We start from the raw sequence: 17687 nt of genomic DNA, 5'->3' as shown, positions 1-17687 counted from the left end.
GGTCACCGCGGCCGGACGCCCCCGCGTCACGCCGCCACCGCCGGGCGCGGTTCGGTCAGGGCGCCGTCCACGGTCACCGTGCGGGTCGCGATCGACAGCAGCGCCGGGCGGTGGGCCACGAACAGGGCCGTGCGGCCCGCGGCGAGGCGGGCCGCCGAGGCGACGACCGCGGCCTCGCTGGCCGGGTCCAGGCGGGCGGTCGGCTCGTCGAAGAGGAGCAGGGCGGCGTCGCGGCGCAGCCACGCCCGGGCCATGGCCAGGCGCTGGCGCTGGCCGCTGGACAGGCCGTGCGCGGACAGGTCGGTGTCGTAGCCGCGGGGCAGCGCCCGCACGAAGCCGTCGGCCTCGGCGGCCACCGCGGCGGCGACCACCTCGTCGAGCGGCGCGTCCGGGGCGCCGAGGCGGATGTTGTCGGCGACCGTGCCGGCGAAGAGGTGCGGGCGTTGCGGCAGCCAGGCCAGCCGCGCCCGCCAGGCCGCCAGGTCGAGGCCGGCGAGGTCCGCCCCGCCGACCAGCACGCGGCCGGCGGACGGGGTGGCGAAGCCGAGCAGCAGCGCGAGCAGCGTGGACTTGCCGCCGCCGCTCGGGCCGACCAGCGCGACCCGGTCGCCGGGCTCGATCTCGAGGGTGGCGTCGCGCAGCGCGATCGTGTCGCCGTAGCGCACCTCGACCCGGTCGAGGACCACGGCGGCGTCCGCGGCGGGCAGCCGGGGCTCGGTCGTCGCCGAGGGAGGCTCCAGCAGTACCGCGTGAATCTGCGCGGCCGCCGCGAGCCCTTCCTGGCTGGCGTGGAACTTGGTGCCCAGCGCGCGCAGCGGGAGATACGCCTCGGGGGCCAGCAGCAGCACGACGAGCGCGGCGGCGAGCGTCAGGCCGCCGTGCAGCAGGCGCAGGCCCACGGGCACGGCGACCAGCGCGACCGAGACGGTGGCCACCAGCTCCAGCACGAGCGCCGACAGGAACGCGAGGCGCAGGGTGCGCATCGTCGCCCCGCGGTACGCCTCGGCCGTCGCCCTCACCCGGCGCACGTAGGCCGACGAGCGCCCGAACGCCCGCAGGGTCGGCAGGCCGCGCACGGTGTCGAGGAAGTGCCCGCCGAGCCGGCCGAGCAGGTCCCACTGCCGCTGGGTGCGGGCCCCGGTGGCCTTGCCGACGAGGATGCCGAAGACCGGGATGAGCGGCAGGGTGAGCGCGACCACGACCGCGGAGGTGAAGTCGGTGAGCGCCAGCCAGCCGAGCACGGCCAGCGGGACGAACGCGGCGAGGAACACCTGCGGCAGGTAGCCGGTGAGGTACCCGTCGAGGCCGTCCACCCCGCGACCGGCCAGGGTGGCGAGCTCCCCGGCCCGCCGACCGGCGAGCCAGCCCGGACCGCGCCGGGCGGCCGAGTCGAGCAGCTCCTCGCGCAGGTGCGCCTTGACCCCGGCGGCGCTTCGCCCGGCGATCGCCGTGAGCGCGCCGGCATGGACGGCTCGCAGCAGTACCGCGGCCAGCGCCACGACGAGGGCGGCCCGGTCCAGCCGTCCTCCCGCCGCGGCGGCGAGCAGCGTGGCGAGGCTGACCGCCTGGGTCACCACGAGGACGGCGGCCAGCAGCGCGGAGGCGGCCAGCACGATCGCGTACCGCCGGACCGGCCCGATCCGCATAAGCCTCTTGTCCACGTGTTGTGAGTCCCGCCTACCAGTACAGGGCGTGAGAGGACCGGCGCCGGAAGAGCCACCAGCAGGCGGCCTGGACGGCGACGAGCACCGGGAGCAGCGGGGCCGCGCCGATGGAGAGCAGCCGCAGCGTGTCGCCGCCGGCGGCCGCGTCGCCGACGGTCACCGTCGCGCCCGGGTCCAGCGTGGACGCTAGCACGCTCGGGAACAGCGCCGACGCGGCCGCGAGCACGGGTAGGGCGCACGCCACAGCGGTCGCGGCGAACGCGCGGCCCCCGTGATCCTGTCGTGCGGCGAGGCCGGCGACGAGCGCGGCCGCGGCGGCCACGAGGGCGAGCGCTGTGCCCGCGGCCGGGTGGCGGATGCCGCTGGGGGCGGCGAGGTACCAGCCGCCGACGACGAGCACCGCGACGCCGGCCGCGACCGGGGCGAGCCGGGCCACGACGGAGCGCGCGCGGTCGCGGGCCGGGCCCTGGTCGAGCCGCCACAGCAGGAACGCCGCGCCGTGCGCGAGCACCAGCAGCACGTTGCCCACCGCGGTGAACCACACCTGCGGGTCGGCCAGCGGCGCGAGCCCGTGGACGCGGCCGCCGGCGAGCGGGACGCCGTGCAGCAGTACGCCGAACAGCAGCCCCCAGCCGAGGGCCAGGACGAGCCCGGCGGCGGCGATGAGCGCGTCGAAGCCGGCCCGCCGCCGGCCGCGGCTGCGCAGCTGGACGCCCGCGTTGAGGGCGAGCAGGGCCAGGACGATCGCGACGACGGCCGGGTAGGCGGCGGCGAACAGCTCGCCGTCCAGGCGCGGGAACGCGGCCGCCATGACGCCGACGGCGCCGACCACCCAGACCTCGTTGCCGAGGAACATCGGGCCGATCGCGTTGAGGGCGGCGCGGCGCTCCCCGTCGCCGCGCAGCGCCGGCAGCAGCATGGCCACGCCCTGGTCGAGCCCGCCGAGCACGAAGTAGGCGACAAAGGTGAAGCCGAGGATGAGGTACCACGCGGTGCTCATGCCGTAATCTCCGCTTCGCTCCGGTTCCGTCCTGAGCCAAATCTGTGCCTATATTTCGCGGCCCCTCCGCTTCGCTCCGGACCGCTCATGCCGCAACCCCCTGCAGGACGGGCCGGGTCTCTTCCTCTTCGGTGCCGAACTCGCCGCCGGGGGTGCGGGCCGCGGCGCGGGCCAGCAGCCACCAGTCGACGACCGCGAGGGTGGCGACGAGCACGGTGAAGCCGAGCGTGGACCAGCGCAGCGCCGAGGCGCTCATCGGCGTCACCGCGTCGGCGGTCTTCAGCAGGCCGTACGCGGCCCACGGCTGCCGGCCCTCCTCCCGCACCATCCAGCCGAAGATCGCGGCGGCGAAGGGGACCGGGATCATGATCGTCAGCAGCCACGACACGGGCCGGGCCCAGCGCCGCCGGATGAGCATGTCGCGGTAGGTGAGCACCAGCGCCACGAACAGCACCAGGAAGAGCAGGTTGGCGATGTTGATCATTGCGTCCAGCGACGTGGAGACCCAGGAGGGCGGCAGGTAGTGGCCCGGTCCGAAGCGGGCCACCATGTCGGCCTGCGCGGCGATGGCCTTCTCGCCGCCGGCCATCTTCGTCGGCTGGTTCTCGCCGATCGGGCCGAACTGCGCGTAGCCGAGGCCGATGGTGAAGAAGCAGCCGATGAGCCCGACCCAGATGCCGAGGCGCAGCGAGCGGCGGAACAGCTCATGGGCGTCGTCGCGCAGCTCGCCGCGCAGGCGCCACGCGCTGATGCCGGCGAGCAGGATGCCGACCGCGGTCATGGCGGCCGAGATGGCGTGCATCAGGGCGAACCACAGCGCGCTGTTGGTCAGCAGGGCGCCGAAGTCGGTGAGCCGGGCGGTGCCGTCAGCGTCGCGGGCGTACCCGACCGGGTGCTGCAGGAACGCGTTGCTCACCATGACCCAGAACGCGGACAGCAGCGCGGTCACGGCGACGCCCCAGATCAGCGCGAGATGCAGCCGCCGGCCCAGCCGGCCCCAGCCGAAGATCCACATGCCGAGGAGGGTCGACTCGAGGACGAAGGCGATCAGGGTCTCCAGCGCCAGCGGCGCGCCGAACACGTCGCCGGTGAGCCTCGACAGGCCGGCCCAGTTGAGCCCGATCTCGAACTCCATGACCAGCCCGGAGGCGATGCCGACGGCATAGTTGATCGCGTACAGCAGGCCCCAGAAGCGGGCCATCCTGCCGTACACCTCCTTGCCCGTCATGACGAACCGCGTCTGCATGACCGCGACCAGCACGACCAGCCCGGTCGTGACCATGACGAAGAGGAAGTGCAGGGACGCGGTGAGCCCGAACTGCAGCCGGGCGTATTCAAGGGCATTCATGCGTCGGCCCGCGACATGTACCCAACCAACATGTCGCCACCCTACACGTAGGCGGGCACGACAAAAAGCGCCCCCTCGATGACGAGGAGGCGCTTCCGGCTGAATGTCAGGCTGCGGTGTGCTTCGCCGCCACCCTTGCGAGCTCGACCAGGGCCTGGGCCCGGGCGTACTCGGCGGGCGTGAACGCCGGCGCCGGCCGCCGGACGTAGAGGGTGCCGCCAGCCGGGTCCTGCAGCTGCATGCCGGTCGCGGTGTACCCGCCGGCGCCGGTCGAGCTGCCGGCCCGCCAGGAGATGTCGCAGTCGCCGAGCAGCGCCGCGATCGCCTCCTCGAGGGTGGCCGAGCCGTCCAGGACCTTGGCGGCCAGCGCCAGCACCCGGGTCGGCTCGTCGATCAGCCCGCGCACGTCGGCCGGGGCGATCCACGCGTCCCGGCCGCGGCCGCGCCGCACGGCGTCGACCAGGTCCGCGTGGGTGAGCGCCTCGGGCGCCTCGACGAGGAAGTCGTCGACCGCGCCGGTCTCGGTGGTGTGCACCTGGACGGAGAGGATGTTGACCTTCCGCAGGGCCAGGCTCGCCGTGAGCACCGACAGGAAGCCCGGGCGGTCGTCGACCGTGGCCCGGATGCGCCAGAGTGTCATCCCCGGGACCTCCTGCGGGTTGGGGGCTACGCCGCCCATGACGAGCTTGTGCCGGCGGGAGCGGGGCTTCCGGCAACGGAATGCCCCGCCTCACCCGGTTCCGCCAAACCGGGCCCCGCCAGCCGTTCCCCGAGCACAGATGCTGTAGCACCGACCAGCTGCGCCAGCCGTTCCACCTCGGATCCGTGGAAGGGTGGTGCTCCCGCGTCGCCGTCCGCCCCGCCGCGTCCGACAACAAGGACCAGACCCCCACGCTGGAAAGGCGCGACAGCGAGATGAACGCCGTCAGCTGCGCTCAGAGCGCGGGGCCGGAGTGGTGCGATGTCCACCTGTGGGGGGACAACCGGAGCGCGCCAACTGGCGCAGATCACCGAGTGGCCGGACCAGGCCTGGGCGCGCGCGCCGCCGCCCGCCCAATCCGATCCGACCTGAATTGCCACCGCCCAGTCCGCGCCGAACAGTCCGGGCGTCGCGTCCACGACCGTCGCCAGTCCGTGGTCGGGGTTCGCCGCCACCTGTCCGATGAGCGCGACCTCGCGGCCGCTGCTCGGCTCCGAGAGCTCGGTGCCGCGCCACACACCGTCCACGCGAACGCCTGGGACCGCCGCGAGGCCGATGAGCACGCGGTCGACCGGGGCCGAAGCCGGCCAAACCACGGTGAAGTCGTCCACCGCGCGACCACCGACTCGTTCCAGCACTACCACCGAAACAATGTCGGCGCCGACCACACCCAGCGTCCGGGCAACCTGCCCGAGTGAGCCGGGACGGTCGGGCAGCGCAACCCTCAGCCTGAGCAGCATGTGAGTCGACCTCCCGTTCGTCCTTGGCCAGATGTACGCCGCCGTTGGTGTACGCCTTGCTCTCCGGTACTGATGAACAGGTTGCCTACCGCCCGTTTCCGCGCCGTTTCGCAGCGGTGACGTTCTGGGCTCCTTCGATTCGGGCATTTCCGGCGTGATGCTTGACAGAGAATGTGTCTCACGCCTGGACTGACGGCATGACCACCCCGCCCGGTCTCGACCTCACCCGCCTGCAGAGCTACCTCGACGCCAAGGCGCCCGGCCTGGTCGGCGCGCCGCTGACGGCCGAGCTGGTGGCCGGTGGGCGGTCCAACCTGACGTACATCCTCAATGAGGTCTTCGTCCTTCGCCGGCCCCCGCTCGGGCACGTGCTCGCCACCGCGCACGACATGACCCGCGAGTTCCGGGTGATCTCGGCGCTGGGCCCCACCGCGGTGCCCGTGCCCGAGGCGCTGCTGCTGTGCGAGGACGACACGGTGATCGGCGCGCCGTTCTACCTCATGTCCCGCGTCCACGGCGCGGTGCTGCGCCACCGCGACCAGACCGACCCGCTCGGCCCGGACAACCGCCGCAAGATCGCCTTCGCGATGATGGACACCCTGGCCGAGCTGCACAACGTCTCGTTCCTGGCGATCGGCCTCGGCGAGTTCGGACGACCCGACGGCTTCCTCGAGCGGCAAGTCCGCCGCTGGAGCAAGCAGCTGGAGAAGTCCTACAGCCGCGACCTGCCGGCCGCCGGCGCCCTGCGCGACCGGCTCGCCGCCAACATCCCGGCCAGCCCGCGAACCGGCATCGTGCACGGCGACTACCGGCTCGACAACCTCATCGTCGACCCGGACACCCTGCACATCGCCGCGGTCCTGGACTGGGAGATGGCCACGATCGGCGATCCGCTCACCGATCTGGGGCTGCTGCTGGCGTACTGGAACGTGCTGGACCGCATCAAGACCGGCCGCAACCCGATCGCCGACGGCCTGGGCGCCGCGGCGGGCTTCCCCGGCGGCGACGAGCTGCTCGCCCGCTACGCCCGCTCGGCCCCGATCGGCGACGACCTGCACTGGTACGTCGGCCTGGCCTGCTACAAGCTGGCCGTCGTGCTCGAAGGCATCCACTACCGCTACACCCAGGGCCAGACCGTGGGCGCGGGCTTCGACGAGATCGGGGAGCTCGTCTCGCCCCTGCTCGAAGAGGGCATCGCAGCGATCAACGGAGAGAGCTGATGGACTTCGGTTTCGACCAGCGCACCGCCGAGCTTCACGAGAAGCTCACCGACTTCATGGACGAGGAGGTGTACCCCGCCGAGCACACCTTGGAGCAGCAGGTCGCGCAGCTGGAAGACCCCTGGGCCCGCCCACCGGTCGTCGAGGACCTCAAGCGCGCCGCCCGCGAGCGGGGCCTGTGGAACCTCTTCCTCCCCGACCCGGTGCACGGGGCCGGCCTGACCAACCTGCAGTACGCGCCCCTGGCCGAGATCACCGGCCGCAGCCCGCACCTGGCCCCGGAGGCCCTCAACTGCGCCGCTCCCGACACCGGCAACATGGAGGTGCTGGCCCAGTTCGGCTCCCCGGAGCAGCAGGACCGCTGGCTGAAGCCCCTCCTGGAGGGCCAGATCCGCTCCGCCTTCTGCATGACCGAGCCCGACGTGGCCTCCTCCGACGCCACGAACATCGCCACGAGCATCGAGCGCGACGGCGACGGCTACGTCATCAACGGCCGCAAGTGGTGGTCCTCGGGCGCGATGAACCCCAACTGCGCCCTCTTCATCGTGATGGGCAAGACCGACCCGGCGGCCGAGCGCCACCGGCAGCAAACCATGGTCTGCGTGCCGCGGGACACCCCGGGCATCACGATCAAGCGCGGCATGCACGTCTTCGGCTACACCGACGCCCTGCACGGCGGCCACGCCGAAGTGCTGTTCGACAACGTCCGCGTCCCCGCCGACGCGCTCATCGCCGGCGAGGGCCAGGGCTTCGCCATCGCCCAGGCCCGCCTCGGCCCCGGCCGGATCCACCACTGCATGCGCCTCATCGGCATGGCCGAACGCGCCCTGGAGCTCCTCTGCGGCCGCGTGAGCCAGCGCGTCGCCTTCGGCCGGCCGCTGGCCGAGCAGGGCGTCATCCAGGAGTGGATCGCCGAGTCCCGGGTCCGCATCGAACAGGCCCGCCTGCTCGTCCTGAAGACCGCCTGGCTGATGGACACCGTGGGCAACAAGGGCGCCCACACCGAGATCCAGGCCATCAAAATCGCCGTACCCTCCATGGCCGAGTGGGTCATCGACAAGGCCATCCAGGCGTACGGCGCCGCGGGCGTCAGCCAGGACACTCCCCTGGCGCATCTGTGGGCGAGCGCCCGCACGCTCCGCCTGGCCGACGGGCCGGACGAGGTGCACAAGGCCTCCCTGGCTCGGCGGGAGCTGCGCAAGTACAGCTGAACTGTCTTCAAAGGGGAGGCGCCGGCGGCGCCTCCCCTTGCCTGCATCTGCTGTTCAGGTTGGATCGGCGGCGCGGGCCTCGGCCTTGACGTCCCGCCAGTTCGCGGCTCCAGTCCCCAAATTTTGTCGCCGTGCGCCGAGCCGTGCTGCGACGATGCCGGACGTGCCTGCGGACTTCATCTCCGGCGTGGAGCTCTCCCGGCGGCTCTACCGCGACGCGGTCGAGCCGCTGCTCTCCCGCCACTTCCCCGGCCTGCCTCATACGGCCGCGCTGATCGGCGCCGGCTCCGAGGTGCTCGGCTTCGACACGGAGCGCTCGACCGACCACGACTGGGGCCCGCGCCTGCAGCTGTTCCTCGCCGATTCGGGTCTCTTCGGTGCAATCGGCTTCGGTGCAATCGACGAGCTACTGAGCACGCAGCTGCCCGCCACAATCGCCGGGTACCCCACCAGTCTGGTTCCAACCGAGCATGGCACCCGCCACCTGCGGCACACCACCGGACGCGTCCAGCACGGCGTGGTGATCGCCTCGCTGTCCAGCTGGTTGAGCGGCCACCTGGGCTTCGACCCACTGACCGCGATCACCACGCGGGACTGGCTGGCCACCCCTACGCAGACCTTGGCCGAGGTCACCGCCGGGGCCGTGCATCACGATGGCCTGGGGCTCCTGCACCCCGTCCGCCGCGCGTTGGCTTGGTATCCCGACGATGTGTGGCGCTTCGTGCTGGCTTGCCAGTGGCAGCGCATCAGCCAGGAGGAGTCCTTCGTCGGGCGCTGCGGAGAGGTGGGAGACGAACTCGGCTCGGCGGTCGTGGCCGCACGGCTGGTTCGCGACCTCATGCGTCTTTGCCTGCTGCTGCATCGGTCGTACCCGCCGTACAGCAAGTGGCTCGGCACCGCCTTCGCCCGTTTGTCTTTGCCGGCGCAGCTCAGCCCCGCGCTGACCGCCGCCCTCGCCGCTACTAACTGGCAGGATCGCGAGGCGGCGCTCGTGATTGCCTACGAAGCGGTCGGCGCGCTGCACAACGACCTTGGATTGACGCCGCCGGTTGATCCCTCGGTCCGGCCTTTCCATAACCGGCCCTTCCGCGTCCTACATGCGGAGCGCTTTACCCAGGCCCTGCTTGGCAGCATCGACGATCCTGTTCTGCGGGCTCTTCCCGTGACCGGGGCCATCGACCAGTTTGTCGACAGCACCGACGCCCTCAGCCACCGGACTCGTAGCCGGGCTCTCGGCACCGTCCTGTATCCGGACTGACCTTCTTCCTTGCGGCGTTGTCCGTACCCGTCTCGTTGTCCGGGGCTTTCTCGCGGCCCCGGAACGTGGGTCTCGGGTCGGCGTTGCGTTCGGGCGGTGTCAGGTGGTTGGTGGCACGAGCGCAGGTCCGTTTGACGGTGCGCCTAAGGTCGCCGTGGTCGGGGGTGACGGGCGCCTTCGGCCTGCCCTATCCAACGGGGTTAGCGTGGTCCCGGTCCGGGGACACTTACGCTTGTTCCAAGCCGGGTTCGTCTGTCGCTGCCGGGTCCGCGCGGGCCATCATTCGGTGGTCCAGGTCGTATCCAGCCCTGGCCAACGATTCACTCACCTTCCGCTGGGCCGTCACGGCCGTCAGAGCGCCAGGATGCGGAGGTGAGTGTATTCGCGGAGTCACGGCGATAGGGTCGAGTGAAGCCTAAACCGTTGCCCCGCAACGGTTTAGAATCCAATGCGATCGGGCTCAGGGTAGTCGGTCTGTGCACGGGTTCCCGGCCGGGCGAGGTTTCGGCGGCAACGCGGAGCGCTGGCACCGCTGGCACGCCGAGACGGCGACCGCGTGCAGGCCGCCGATGGCGCCTTGATCTCACGCCGGGGCCCAGTAAGACGAATCGCAACCTGCCGGCACGGGAGGCACAGACTCGGATCAACGAGGCCGCCCGGACCCGCCAGTGCTGCGCCCAGGGCCGCGACGCCACCGGCCGAAGGGCAAACGCCCACGTAGAACCAGTTCCACCGCTAGCATCAAACGCCGGCGCTCAGGGACTCGAACCCTGAGCCTACGGATTAAAAGTCCGAAGTGGACGATCAACTCGCTTAGGCTCAAGTATAGCAACGAAAAGTCCATGGCGAGCGCCCGAGCGTCTGATGCTGTTGGGCAACGCTGGTCGGCTGGCTCGAGTCCCCACAAGGGCCGATGCTCGCTTTGCATCGGACGCGCAAGTTCCTGCGCCGTCCGCTTCCGTCCGTGCCGGGTAGCGAACATCCGAGCAACCAGCGCGCAACCGATCATGGGGCCACCCCAGCCGCGCAGGCTTCCGCAGTCTCGCCGGCATCCCAATCAGTCGATTCGAGAGGACTACGGTGCGTCGCGGCCCGACCCAGTGGAAGCGCTTGATCAATTCTATAAGTAGCCGATGAGCGTGCATCTGATCTTGGGCGGCGATCGCGGTGGTGGGTCATGATCCGTGCGGAGATCGCCACTATAGGTGAGGATTGGTATAGGGCGGCGGAGAGACTACGCCCTGCCGGTAGATGCCCTGTTCTGCGGTCCAGTGCGCGGCGATTTCCCAGAAGAGGACGTTGCCTGCGGTGAGGCCGGCTTGGACGTTGAGGAAGCCTGCAGGCGTGACGCGTACGGCGCGTCCGGGATCATCGTAGAGATCGACGGCCACCAGCGGCCGCTCAGGGTCACTGAAGGTAACGTGGTCAGCCAGAAAGGCATGCGAGACGTCAGACTGCGTAATGCGGCCCGCAAGTCCAGCGGGGGTCAAGCCGACATGATCGGGATTGTCGATCGGCAGCAGGATGGCGTGGATGTTATCGAGAATCTGCTGTAAATGAACGCAGAGCTCGTCCCAGGCCGCGTCGTCCGAGAAGTCCGTGCGGACGAGCAAGCCATGCTCCTCCGAGACCTCGGGCAGCATGAGACGGCACCTCCGAGTTGTTCGGTCAGAGAAGTTGATGCAGCGTAGCGAGCGCGGATCTCGGCGCCTGTCCCGGCCGCGCCGATTGTCCGGTCGGCACAGTCGGCCGTGGTTAGTCCAGGATGCCGGGCTGCGATGATCGTCGTATGAGCGGTCTTGTCGAGCACCTTGAGAGGCTCCTGGGGCCGATCGCCGCGGAAAGCACCGGAGACGAGACGACGCCCGCGGGCGTGCAGGTCGTGTGGTTCGGCCCGGACAGGCCCTATCCAGGCGTGACGACCCTCGCCACACTCGGACTGCACCGCTATCACCTCGGCGGCGCGGACCGCAGCGGCTTGCACCAGGAACTGCTGTTCCACGTGGCAATGGCTGACGAATCCGCCGCGGTGGCCGGAATCCTCTTCCAGGTCGCTGGCATGATGGTGGAACGCGGCAGCGGGCTCCAACGCGGGCAGGTCCTCGGACCGGCCGGGCCCCTCTTTGGAGAGGGCGACCTCACGGCGCTTTACGTCACCGCGCCGCTGTACCTACCGGAAGAGTCTGAGATCTTCCGAGCACCCGGGCAAACGTGGTGATCGCGTGGCTGGTGCCGATCACCGATATTGAAGCCGCATACGTCCGCGCACGCGGGTGGCGGGCGTTCGAGGAGCTCCTCGTTGCCCACAATCCCGACCTCGCCGACATCAACCGAACGTCAATCCTGCAGGCCTGACCTGCCTTACCCAGGCCGCTCGCTCATGCCGCGTTGATGCGCGGCGGCCGGCCAGTGCTCGTCACAGACGGTGACTGGCGCGGCGAAGCAGAGGCTTCTATAAGTAGCCGATGAGCGTGAACGTGATCATGGACCACCTTGGTGATGTGAGGCTTCGACCGTCCAATTGGACGCGTTACGGCGATTTCGTCGTCTCTGAAGATTCCGGCATTGGTCGTTCGTGACGGGCGGGACGCCGAGATCCCTTGCGCGGAAAGCGTTGCGTCGCCGACACCTGGACCGGCGCACGCCTGCGATCCACCAACGGGCTCGGGTACCGGCGGATCACGAAGGACTCGGAGGTGGTGGGCGGCGTGGTGGCCTTCGTCTGCGACGAGGACCGGCCCAGGATCGCCTCGTAATCCGTGCAACCTGCCGGCCCGTTGCTTACGTGAGTATTGCCGTCAGGGACGAGGGAGGTTGCATGGGATCGGGCATGAGCCGCGATCGGGAGTTCGGCGACTACTACGCCGCCCGGGGCAGGGCGGTCCGGGCGACCGCCTACCTGTTGTGCGGCGACTGGCATCTGGCGCACGACCTCACACAGACTGCATTCATCAAGCTCTATCTAGCGTGGCCCCGGATTCAACGCAAGGAGCCCGTCGACCGCTACGTCCGGCGCACCCTCCTACGGGTCTTCCTCGACGAGCGTCGCCGGCCGTGGCGCCGGGAGCGGCCGACGGCCGAGTTCGTCGACCTGGACCCGGGCGCCCCGGCCGGGACCGACCGGGTCGACGACCGCCTGATCCTGCGCCGTGCCCTGGCGGCCGTGCCCGCGCGCCAGCGCGCCGTGCTGGTGCTGCGGTTCTGGGAGGACCTGTCGGTCGAGGAGACCGCGGAGCTGCTCGGGATCTCGGTCGGCACGGTCAAGAGCCAGGCCGCCCGCGGGCTGCAAACTCTGCGCCGCCTGCTCGGCGTGCCCGACACCGCTTCCACAGGTAAGGAGTGACGATGCACGACAACGACGTGCGGGATCTGTTCGCGCGGGTGGTCGGCGAGGCCGGGCCGCGGCCGGCGAGCCGGGAGGAGATGGTGGCGGCCGGGCGGCGGGCCAGAAACCACCGGCGCCGATGGTGGGCCGGCGGAGTCGCGCTGGCCGCGGTCGCCGCCGTGGCGGCCACGACCCAGGTCGTACCGGCACCCGGCGCGCCAGGCACCGTCGCCGCGCCAGGCACCGTCAGCGCGCCAGGCACCACCAGCGCACACAGCCCGGAAGTGGCCAAGTCGCCCACCGGTCGTGCGGTGTCGAAGATCCCGGAAGCCCAGCAGCAGCGCGCCAACCAGATGCTGGCCGCGCTCATTGCCGCGATACCGGCCGGATACACCACTCCGGCGCCGGGCGCCACTCCGGCGGCGGGCCACCCGCTCACCCGTTACGCAATTGTGGAGGGCTGGCAGCAGACTGGCTGGCGCTACTCGGTCGGTACCGAGGTCTACCGCGACGGCAAGGCCGGCTTGGTGCGGGTCGACTCGTTCACCGACTACGGCCCGCCCGGCACCAACGATCCGTGCGCCGCCGCCTACCGGGCCGCCGGCTCGTACGACGGTTGTACGGTACTGACCGCGGTCACCGGTACCCCGGTCGCGGTGTCCTGGCGGGGCGGCAGCGGCAAGGTGCCGCGTGAGGTCCGAGCGACCTGGGTGGCCGACGACCGGGCGGTGTCCGTGGAGCAGGGGCCCGGCGCCCAGCAGCCCGGCTTCGGCATGCTGACCCAGCCGGTCTTCACCGACCAGGAGCTGGCCGACCTCGCGGTGTTGCCCGACTTCCGCGGCTGATCCTCGTCGCCGTAGCCGGTGGTGGCCAGCCACGTTCCGTCCGGCGCGACCACCACCGGCCCGACCCGGCCGAGGTGGCCGGAATCGAGGTGGTGAGTCTGTCGGCCGGCGGCTGGGTCCACAGCCGCACCACCACCCCACCACCCTCCACCCGAACGCGCGGCCCGAAAACCACCGCACAGCCGACCTCGGCACCATTCCATGTGACGACGCCTATCGCTGGAAGCGGCTAATGGCTAGGCCCACGCCCTGATCTTGGTTTCCGGATCTCATAGGTTCTTGTCAGCCTGCGGATGCAGGATGACTCTGGAGCGGCCGGTGGGTCAGCACTCTTCGGATCTGACCCTCGTGAGGTCTTGCGGCAGACCGTGCGCCTACTGGTCGTGAGGAGACGCAACAGCTGATGGGATGACGTGCCCCGACCCCACCGCCGGTGAGCACTGGACTATGAGGTCGCTGATGTCTCCTCCGCGCTGCCACACACACTGTCCACTGTGGAGGAGGACGAGTTGGACGAGATGATCTGGATCGGTGATGACTGGGCCGAGGACCACCACGACATCGAGATACAGGGTGACGGCGGCCGGCGGTTGGCCCGGGCGCGCCTACCCGAGGGCCTTGAGGGCATCACGAGACTGCACACGCTCATCGCCGAGTCGATGCCGGCATCATGGGCCGAGCTCGACCCGGCACAAGCAGCCGGCCGGGTCCGTGTCGGCATCGAGAGCGACCGCGGCGCCTGGGTGCAGGCGCTGCGCGGGACCGGCTATCGCGTCTATGCGATCAATCCGATGTCGGTGGCACGCTACCGGGAACGGCACTCCACCTCCGGTGCGAAGTCCGACGCTGGCGACGCCCACGTCCTGGCCGAGATTGTCCGCTTGGATCACGCCCATCACCGTGAGGTCGCCGGTGACAGCCCAGCTGCCGAAGCTGTCAAGCTCGTCGCCCGCGCTCACCAGAACCTGACCTGGGATCGCACCCGCCAGATGCTGCGCCTTCGCGCCGCATTGCGGGAGTTCTACCCCGCCGCCCTGCAAGCCTTCGACGACCTCACCGCCGGCGACGCCCTCGAGCTTCTGGACCGGGCACCCGATCCGGACCGAGCCGCCCGGCTCCCGCGGCTGACGATCGTGGCCGCGCTGCGCCGCGCCGGCCGCCGTAACCTCGACGCCAAGGCCGACGCGATCCAGCAGACGCTACGCCGGGACCAGCTCCGCCAACCCGGGCCGGTGCAGCAGGCCTACGCCGCGATCGTGTCCAGCCAGGTCCAGCTCATCAACATCTTGAACGTCGAAATTGCCGAACTCGGGCAGGTGGTGGCCGACCATTTTGGCCGCCACCGGGACGCTGAACGCTACCTGAGCCTGCCGGGCCTCGGCCCAGTACTCGGCGCCCGGGTCCTCGGCGAGTTCGGCGACGACCCCCACCGCTATACCGACGGCAAGGCCCGCCGCAACTACGCCGGCACCTCACCGATCACCCGCGCTCCGGCAGCCGCCGAGTCGTGCTGGCCCGCTACGCCCGCAACCGGCGCCTTGCCGATGCCGTGCACCAGTGGGCCTTCTGCGCCATGCGCGGCTCACCCGGCGCCACGCCTACTACCAGTCCCTGCGCCAGCGCGGAACCGGCCACCAAGCCGCCCTCCGCCAACTCAGCAACCGCCTCGTCGGCATCCTCCACGGCTGCCTCAAAACCAGCACCACCTACGACGAAGCCACCGCCTGGGCCCATCCTCAACCCACCACTTGACAAAACAGAACATGGGATGTCTGCCGCTGTGCAAGCGTGCTGCGACGGCCGCCGAGGTTCGGCGCCGACCCGGAGTTCATCGCGGCGGACCGGATCCGAGACGAGTCGGGCTGCATCCTCCGATACGAACGGACGTTCATGCGGCCGCTGCTGCCTGACGGAGCGACGCACTGATCTGCCGCGATGCGCTCGTTACGTTCGGCGACTAGGCCTCCGGGCCGACATCTCCTGTCTCGGTCCACTACTGCATAACGATGCCCGGTGTCAGCGCTGGGGACGCAGACGTTCGTAACGCGTTGAGCGCCAACTGGGGACCACGATGGTCCCCGATCGCATCATGACGGGATGTCCGCTACTGCGTGTCACCCGCTGGGTGACGTGTCGCGTTCGCAGCGCGCCGACGCTAAGCAGCAGGGACGTCTGAATGCTCAGGAGGTTGCGATGGCTGCGGCGGGCGTGTTCAAGCAGTGCGGCTGCCGCGACGCAGCGACCGGCTGGGCGTACGGTCTGCACGGTTGCTCGAGCGCGGGCACGGCAGTTGGCACTGCCGCTGCTATGTGCGGACCTGTCCGGCCGGGCGGTCCAGGTGCGCCGCGGCGGGTTCACCTCCCAGGCGGCCGCGCAGACCGGGCGCGGAAGCAGACCCTCACGGAATCACAGGAGCAGTTCGCCGGGCGGACCTTTGGTGAGGGTGCGCAGCAGGGGGAGCAGTTCGGCGCGGGTGACCGCGACGATGGCGATGCGGTAGTCGTCGAGCCACCGGTCGGCGATCGCCTGGGCGAACGGGTAGCGGTGCAGGACCGGCCCGAATACGGCCGGGTCGTCCATCGACAGTGCGGCGGTGTCGCCGAGGCGCGGGGTGGCGGTCAGGTAGAGGCGGCGGTGGGCGGGCAGGGTCGCGTCGTCGTGTAGGAGGGCGGCGTGTTTGTCGTCGCGGCCGGCGGTGTGGTGGGCCTCGTCGACGACGAGGATGTCCGCGGTCTGGCCGGCGTGGTGCAGCGCCTGCCCGGTGTGCCCGGCGGAGCGGTGCGTGGTGACGATCAGTCGCCGCCCCGGTGTGGGGTCGGTGAGCCAGGCGGTGATCACGTCCGGATTGGTGGTCACGGCGGCGGGCAGGTCGGCGAGTGCGTCGGCGTCCGCGCCGGTGTCCGAGTCGGTGACTCCGCCGTCGCCGCAGACCGTCAGGACGTGCTCGGCGATCCCGTCCCACGCGCGCAGGACCTGCCCGACGAGCGCGACGGTCGGGCACGCCATGACGGCGATGCCGTCGGCGGGGCACGTGCGGAGTACCACCTGCGCCGCCGTGATCGTTCTGCCGGTGCCGCACGCGGCGATGACCTGTCCGCGCCCGCCGGCGGCGAGTGCGGCCGACGCGGCCTCGACCGCGGGCAGTTGCCAGCCCCGGGCATCCGGTACGCCGGTCGTTGTTACACCCATGTCCTCCCACCTTCGCCATCTCGCCGATGTGCGGCGGCGCAGCGCGCACGCGTGCGTCCGGCCCGCGCTCGTCGCGCGGCCGGACGGGTTTTGGCTGGCCACGCCCATCGGAATGTCATCGATCGACTTGCATGGAACTGCGGTTGCGGGCGACGTCCAAGTCGTCCGCACGCCCTGGCGCGGGTGCGGGAAGGGGTTGTCGCGGGGGTGGCTCCCGGGTCGGGGCCTTCCATTCGTCACGGTCGGGATCGGCAGATGCCGCCGACGACAAACGCGTGGGCGCCCGGCAGATCGTGGCCGGGCGCCCACGTTCTGGGTCCGCAGTTACTCGACCGGGTGTGACCGGTCGAGTGATGCGGTCGCCGCGCGCAGGATCGGCGGTTCTCCGTCGGTGTCGGCATGCAGCATCGCGTGCAGCACGCCGCGAGCGACGGCGACGGGCACGTCTGCGGTAAGCCGGATCGTCCAGGTCGGGTCGCCGTCGTCGGCGCGGTGGCGCAGCCGCGCCTCCAGGTGGCGGACGGCGTCGAAGGTGGCGAGGATGCCGCCGCCGTCCGGGTGGGCGAGGGTGGTGATGCCGTCGATGAGGTCGCCGGCGGTGTAGCCGAGGGCGGTCAGGTCGACGATGAGCGCGTCGAACGCATCCTCCTCAGCCTCAGGGTCTTCGTCGATACGAGCAGCGATCACGGCCTTTCCCTTCGTCGTGCCGACACCTCACGCATCGGTCGGGACGAATGAAGCGACCGAACGTGCGCGGACTCAAGTCGCCTGGACTCCGTCGGAACGGGCAGCGGCCTGCGGGCGCGCCACGGCGTGGGGAGCCACGGACTCTTGGGTCGCACATCCACCCACGGACACCTAGTGGCCTTACGACCTACAGCCTGTCGGTGAGTATTGAACGCGGGTCGCCGATTCCGGTGTACGTGCAGCTCGCCGACCTGCTGCGTGCACAGATCAGCGCTGGCCGCTATCCGCAAGGCGCGGCACTGCCGCCGGAGGACGGCATCGGCCGGCTGCACGGGGTCGGCCGGATGTCGGTGCGGCGGGCGATCGCGGTGCTGCACTCAACACTGTCATCGACCACCCCGACCGGCGGCTCGTCGTGGCCCTCCCGCACACCTACTAAAGATCTTTTGATATTCCGGTGAGTCGCTGCGGGCTGATGCCATTGGCAGGCAAGACAATCA

General features: G+C 70.6%; 17 protein-coding genes and 1 pseudogene. 10 read left to right on the top strand and 8 right to left on the bottom strand.

Translation table 11 applies throughout. The features are described 5' to 3' along the window. Positions 1–26: 26 nt before the first annotated feature. The 5 genes from cydD to ABD352_RS21910 form a co-directional block, all read right to left on the bottom strand. The gene (cydD, locus tag ABD352_RS21930) at positions 27–1646 is read right to left on the bottom strand and encodes a thiol reductant ABC exporter subunit CydD (RefSeq protein WP_344614601.1); all 1620 of its coding nucleotides are present in this window, start codon (positions 1644–1646) and stop codon (positions 27–29) included. 31 nt (positions 1647–1677) lie between these two features. Further along, positions 1678–2664: a cytochrome d ubiquinol oxidase subunit II gene (locus ABD352_RS21925; protein WP_344614312.1), complete on the bottom strand. Its 987-nt coding sequence runs from the start codon at positions 2662–2664 to the stop codon at positions 1678–1680. An 85-nt stretch (positions 2665–2749) separates the two neighbouring features. Further along, entirely contained in the window at positions 2750–4012 is a 1263-nt protein-coding gene (locus tag ABD352_RS21920; RefSeq protein WP_344614311.1) for a cytochrome ubiquinol oxidase subunit I, read from the bottom strand. Positions 4013–4118: 106 nt separating this feature from the next. Continuing rightward, a complete protein-coding gene (locus tag ABD352_RS21915) occupies positions 4119–4652 on the bottom strand; it encodes an ACT domain-containing protein (protein ID WP_344614310.1) in 534 nt (177 codons plus the stop codon). A gap of 26 nt (positions 4653–4678) precedes the next feature. After that, positions 4679–5452, bottom strand: a complete 774-nt coding sequence (locus tag ABD352_RS21910; RefSeq protein WP_344614309.1) for an ACT domain-containing protein — start codon at positions 5450–5452, stop codon at positions 4679–4681. Between the two features lie 197 nt (positions 5453–5649). Here ABD352_RS21910 and ABD352_RS21905 point away from each other — a divergent pair, with 197 nt between their 5' ends. The 3 genes from ABD352_RS21905 (at position 5650) to ABD352_RS21895 (ending at position 9141) form a co-directional block, all read left to right on the top strand. Next, positions 5650–6672: a phosphotransferase family protein gene (locus tag ABD352_RS21905; RefSeq protein WP_344614308.1), complete on the top strand. Its 1023-nt coding sequence runs from the start codon at positions 5650–5652 to the stop codon at positions 6670–6672. Beyond that, on the top strand, positions 6672–7883 hold the full coding sequence (locus ABD352_RS21900; protein ID WP_344614307.1) for an acyl-CoA dehydrogenase family protein: 1212 nt from the start codon (positions 6672–6674) through the stop codon (positions 7881–7883). The genes ABD352_RS21905 and ABD352_RS21900 overlap by 1 nt, the downstream gene beginning before the upstream one ends. Positions 7884–8046: 163 nt before the next feature. Continuing rightward, the gene (locus tag ABD352_RS21895) at positions 8047–9141 is read left to right on the top strand and encodes a DUF4037 domain-containing protein (RefSeq protein WP_344614306.1); all 1095 of its coding nucleotides are present in this window, start codon (positions 8047–8049) and stop codon (positions 9139–9141) included. 1199 nt (positions 9142–10340) lie between these two features. Here ABD352_RS21895 and ABD352_RS21890 read toward each other — a convergent pair. Further along, on the bottom strand, positions 10341–10784 hold the full coding sequence (locus ABD352_RS21890) for a DUF6924 domain-containing protein (RefSeq protein WP_344614305.1): 444 nt from the start codon (positions 10782–10784) through the stop codon (positions 10341–10343). Between the two features lie 146 nt (positions 10785–10930). Between ABD352_RS21890 and ABD352_RS21885 the strand changes: the two genes are divergently transcribed. The 6 genes and pseudogenes from ABD352_RS21885 to ABD352_RS21860 all read left to right on the top strand — a co-directional run bounded on the left by ABD352_RS21885 (position 10931) and on the right by ABD352_RS21860 (position 15063). Beyond that, a complete protein-coding gene (locus tag ABD352_RS21885) occupies positions 10931–11359 on the top strand; it encodes a suppressor of fused domain protein (protein ID WP_344614304.1) in 429 nt (142 codons plus the stop codon). Further along, a complete protein-coding gene (locus ABD352_RS21880) occupies positions 11353–11496 on the top strand; it encodes a suppressor of fused domain protein (RefSeq protein ID WP_344614303.1) in 144 nt (47 codons plus the stop codon). Before ABD352_RS21885 ends, ABD352_RS21880 begins: the two co-directional genes overlap by 7 nt. A 245-nt stretch (positions 11497–11741) precedes the next feature. Continuing rightward, positions 11742–11897: a hypothetical protein gene (locus ABD352_RS21875; protein ID WP_344614302.1), complete on the top strand. Its 156-nt coding sequence runs from the start codon at positions 11742–11744 to the stop codon at positions 11895–11897. A 74-nt stretch (positions 11898–11971) separates the two neighbouring features. After that, positions 11972–12484, top strand: coding sequence for a SigE family RNA polymerase sigma factor (locus tag ABD352_RS21870; RefSeq protein ID WP_344614301.1), 513 nt, complete (start codon positions 11972–11974; stop codon positions 12482–12484). A gap of 2 nt (positions 12485–12486) precedes the next feature. Further along, complete coding sequence (locus ABD352_RS21865) at positions 12487–13311, top strand: hypothetical protein (RefSeq protein ID WP_344614300.1); 825 nt, start codon at positions 12487–12489, stop codon at positions 13309–13311. A gap of 518 nt (positions 13312–13829) precedes the next feature. Beyond that, a pseudogene (locus ABD352_RS21860) lies at positions 13830–15063 on the top strand (IS110 family RNA-guided transposase). Between the two features lie 654 nt (positions 15064–15717). On the opposite strand, the gene ABD352_RS21855 reads toward ABD352_RS21860, so the two are convergent. Then, complete coding sequence (locus tag ABD352_RS21855) at positions 15718–16500, bottom strand: DEAD/DEAH box helicase family protein (RefSeq protein WP_344614299.1); 783 nt, start codon at positions 16498–16500, stop codon at positions 15718–15720. A 324-nt stretch (positions 16501–16824) separates the two neighbouring features. Then, positions 16825–17187, bottom strand: a complete 363-nt coding sequence (locus ABD352_RS21850) for a hypothetical protein (RefSeq protein WP_344614298.1) — start codon at positions 17185–17187, stop codon at positions 16825–16827. Between the two features lie 200 nt (positions 17188–17387). On the opposite strand from ABD352_RS21850, the gene ABD352_RS21845 reads away from it, so the two are divergent. Further along, positions 17388–17648 carry a GntR family transcriptional regulator gene (locus ABD352_RS21845; protein WP_344614297.1) on the top strand — a complete coding sequence of 87 codons (261 nt, stop codon included), beginning with the start codon at positions 17388–17390 and terminating at the stop codon, positions 17646–17648. Positions 17649–17687: the final 39 nt, after the last annotated feature.

This window comes from Dactylosporangium salmoneum (assembly GCF_039532525.1).
GTDB classification, from domain to species: Bacteria; Actinomycetota; Actinomycetes; order Mycobacteriales; family Micromonosporaceae; genus Dactylosporangium; species Dactylosporangium salmoneum.
The sequence above is the reverse complement of the archived record's forward strand: the minus strand, read 5'-3'. Positions and strand labels throughout refer to the sequence as shown.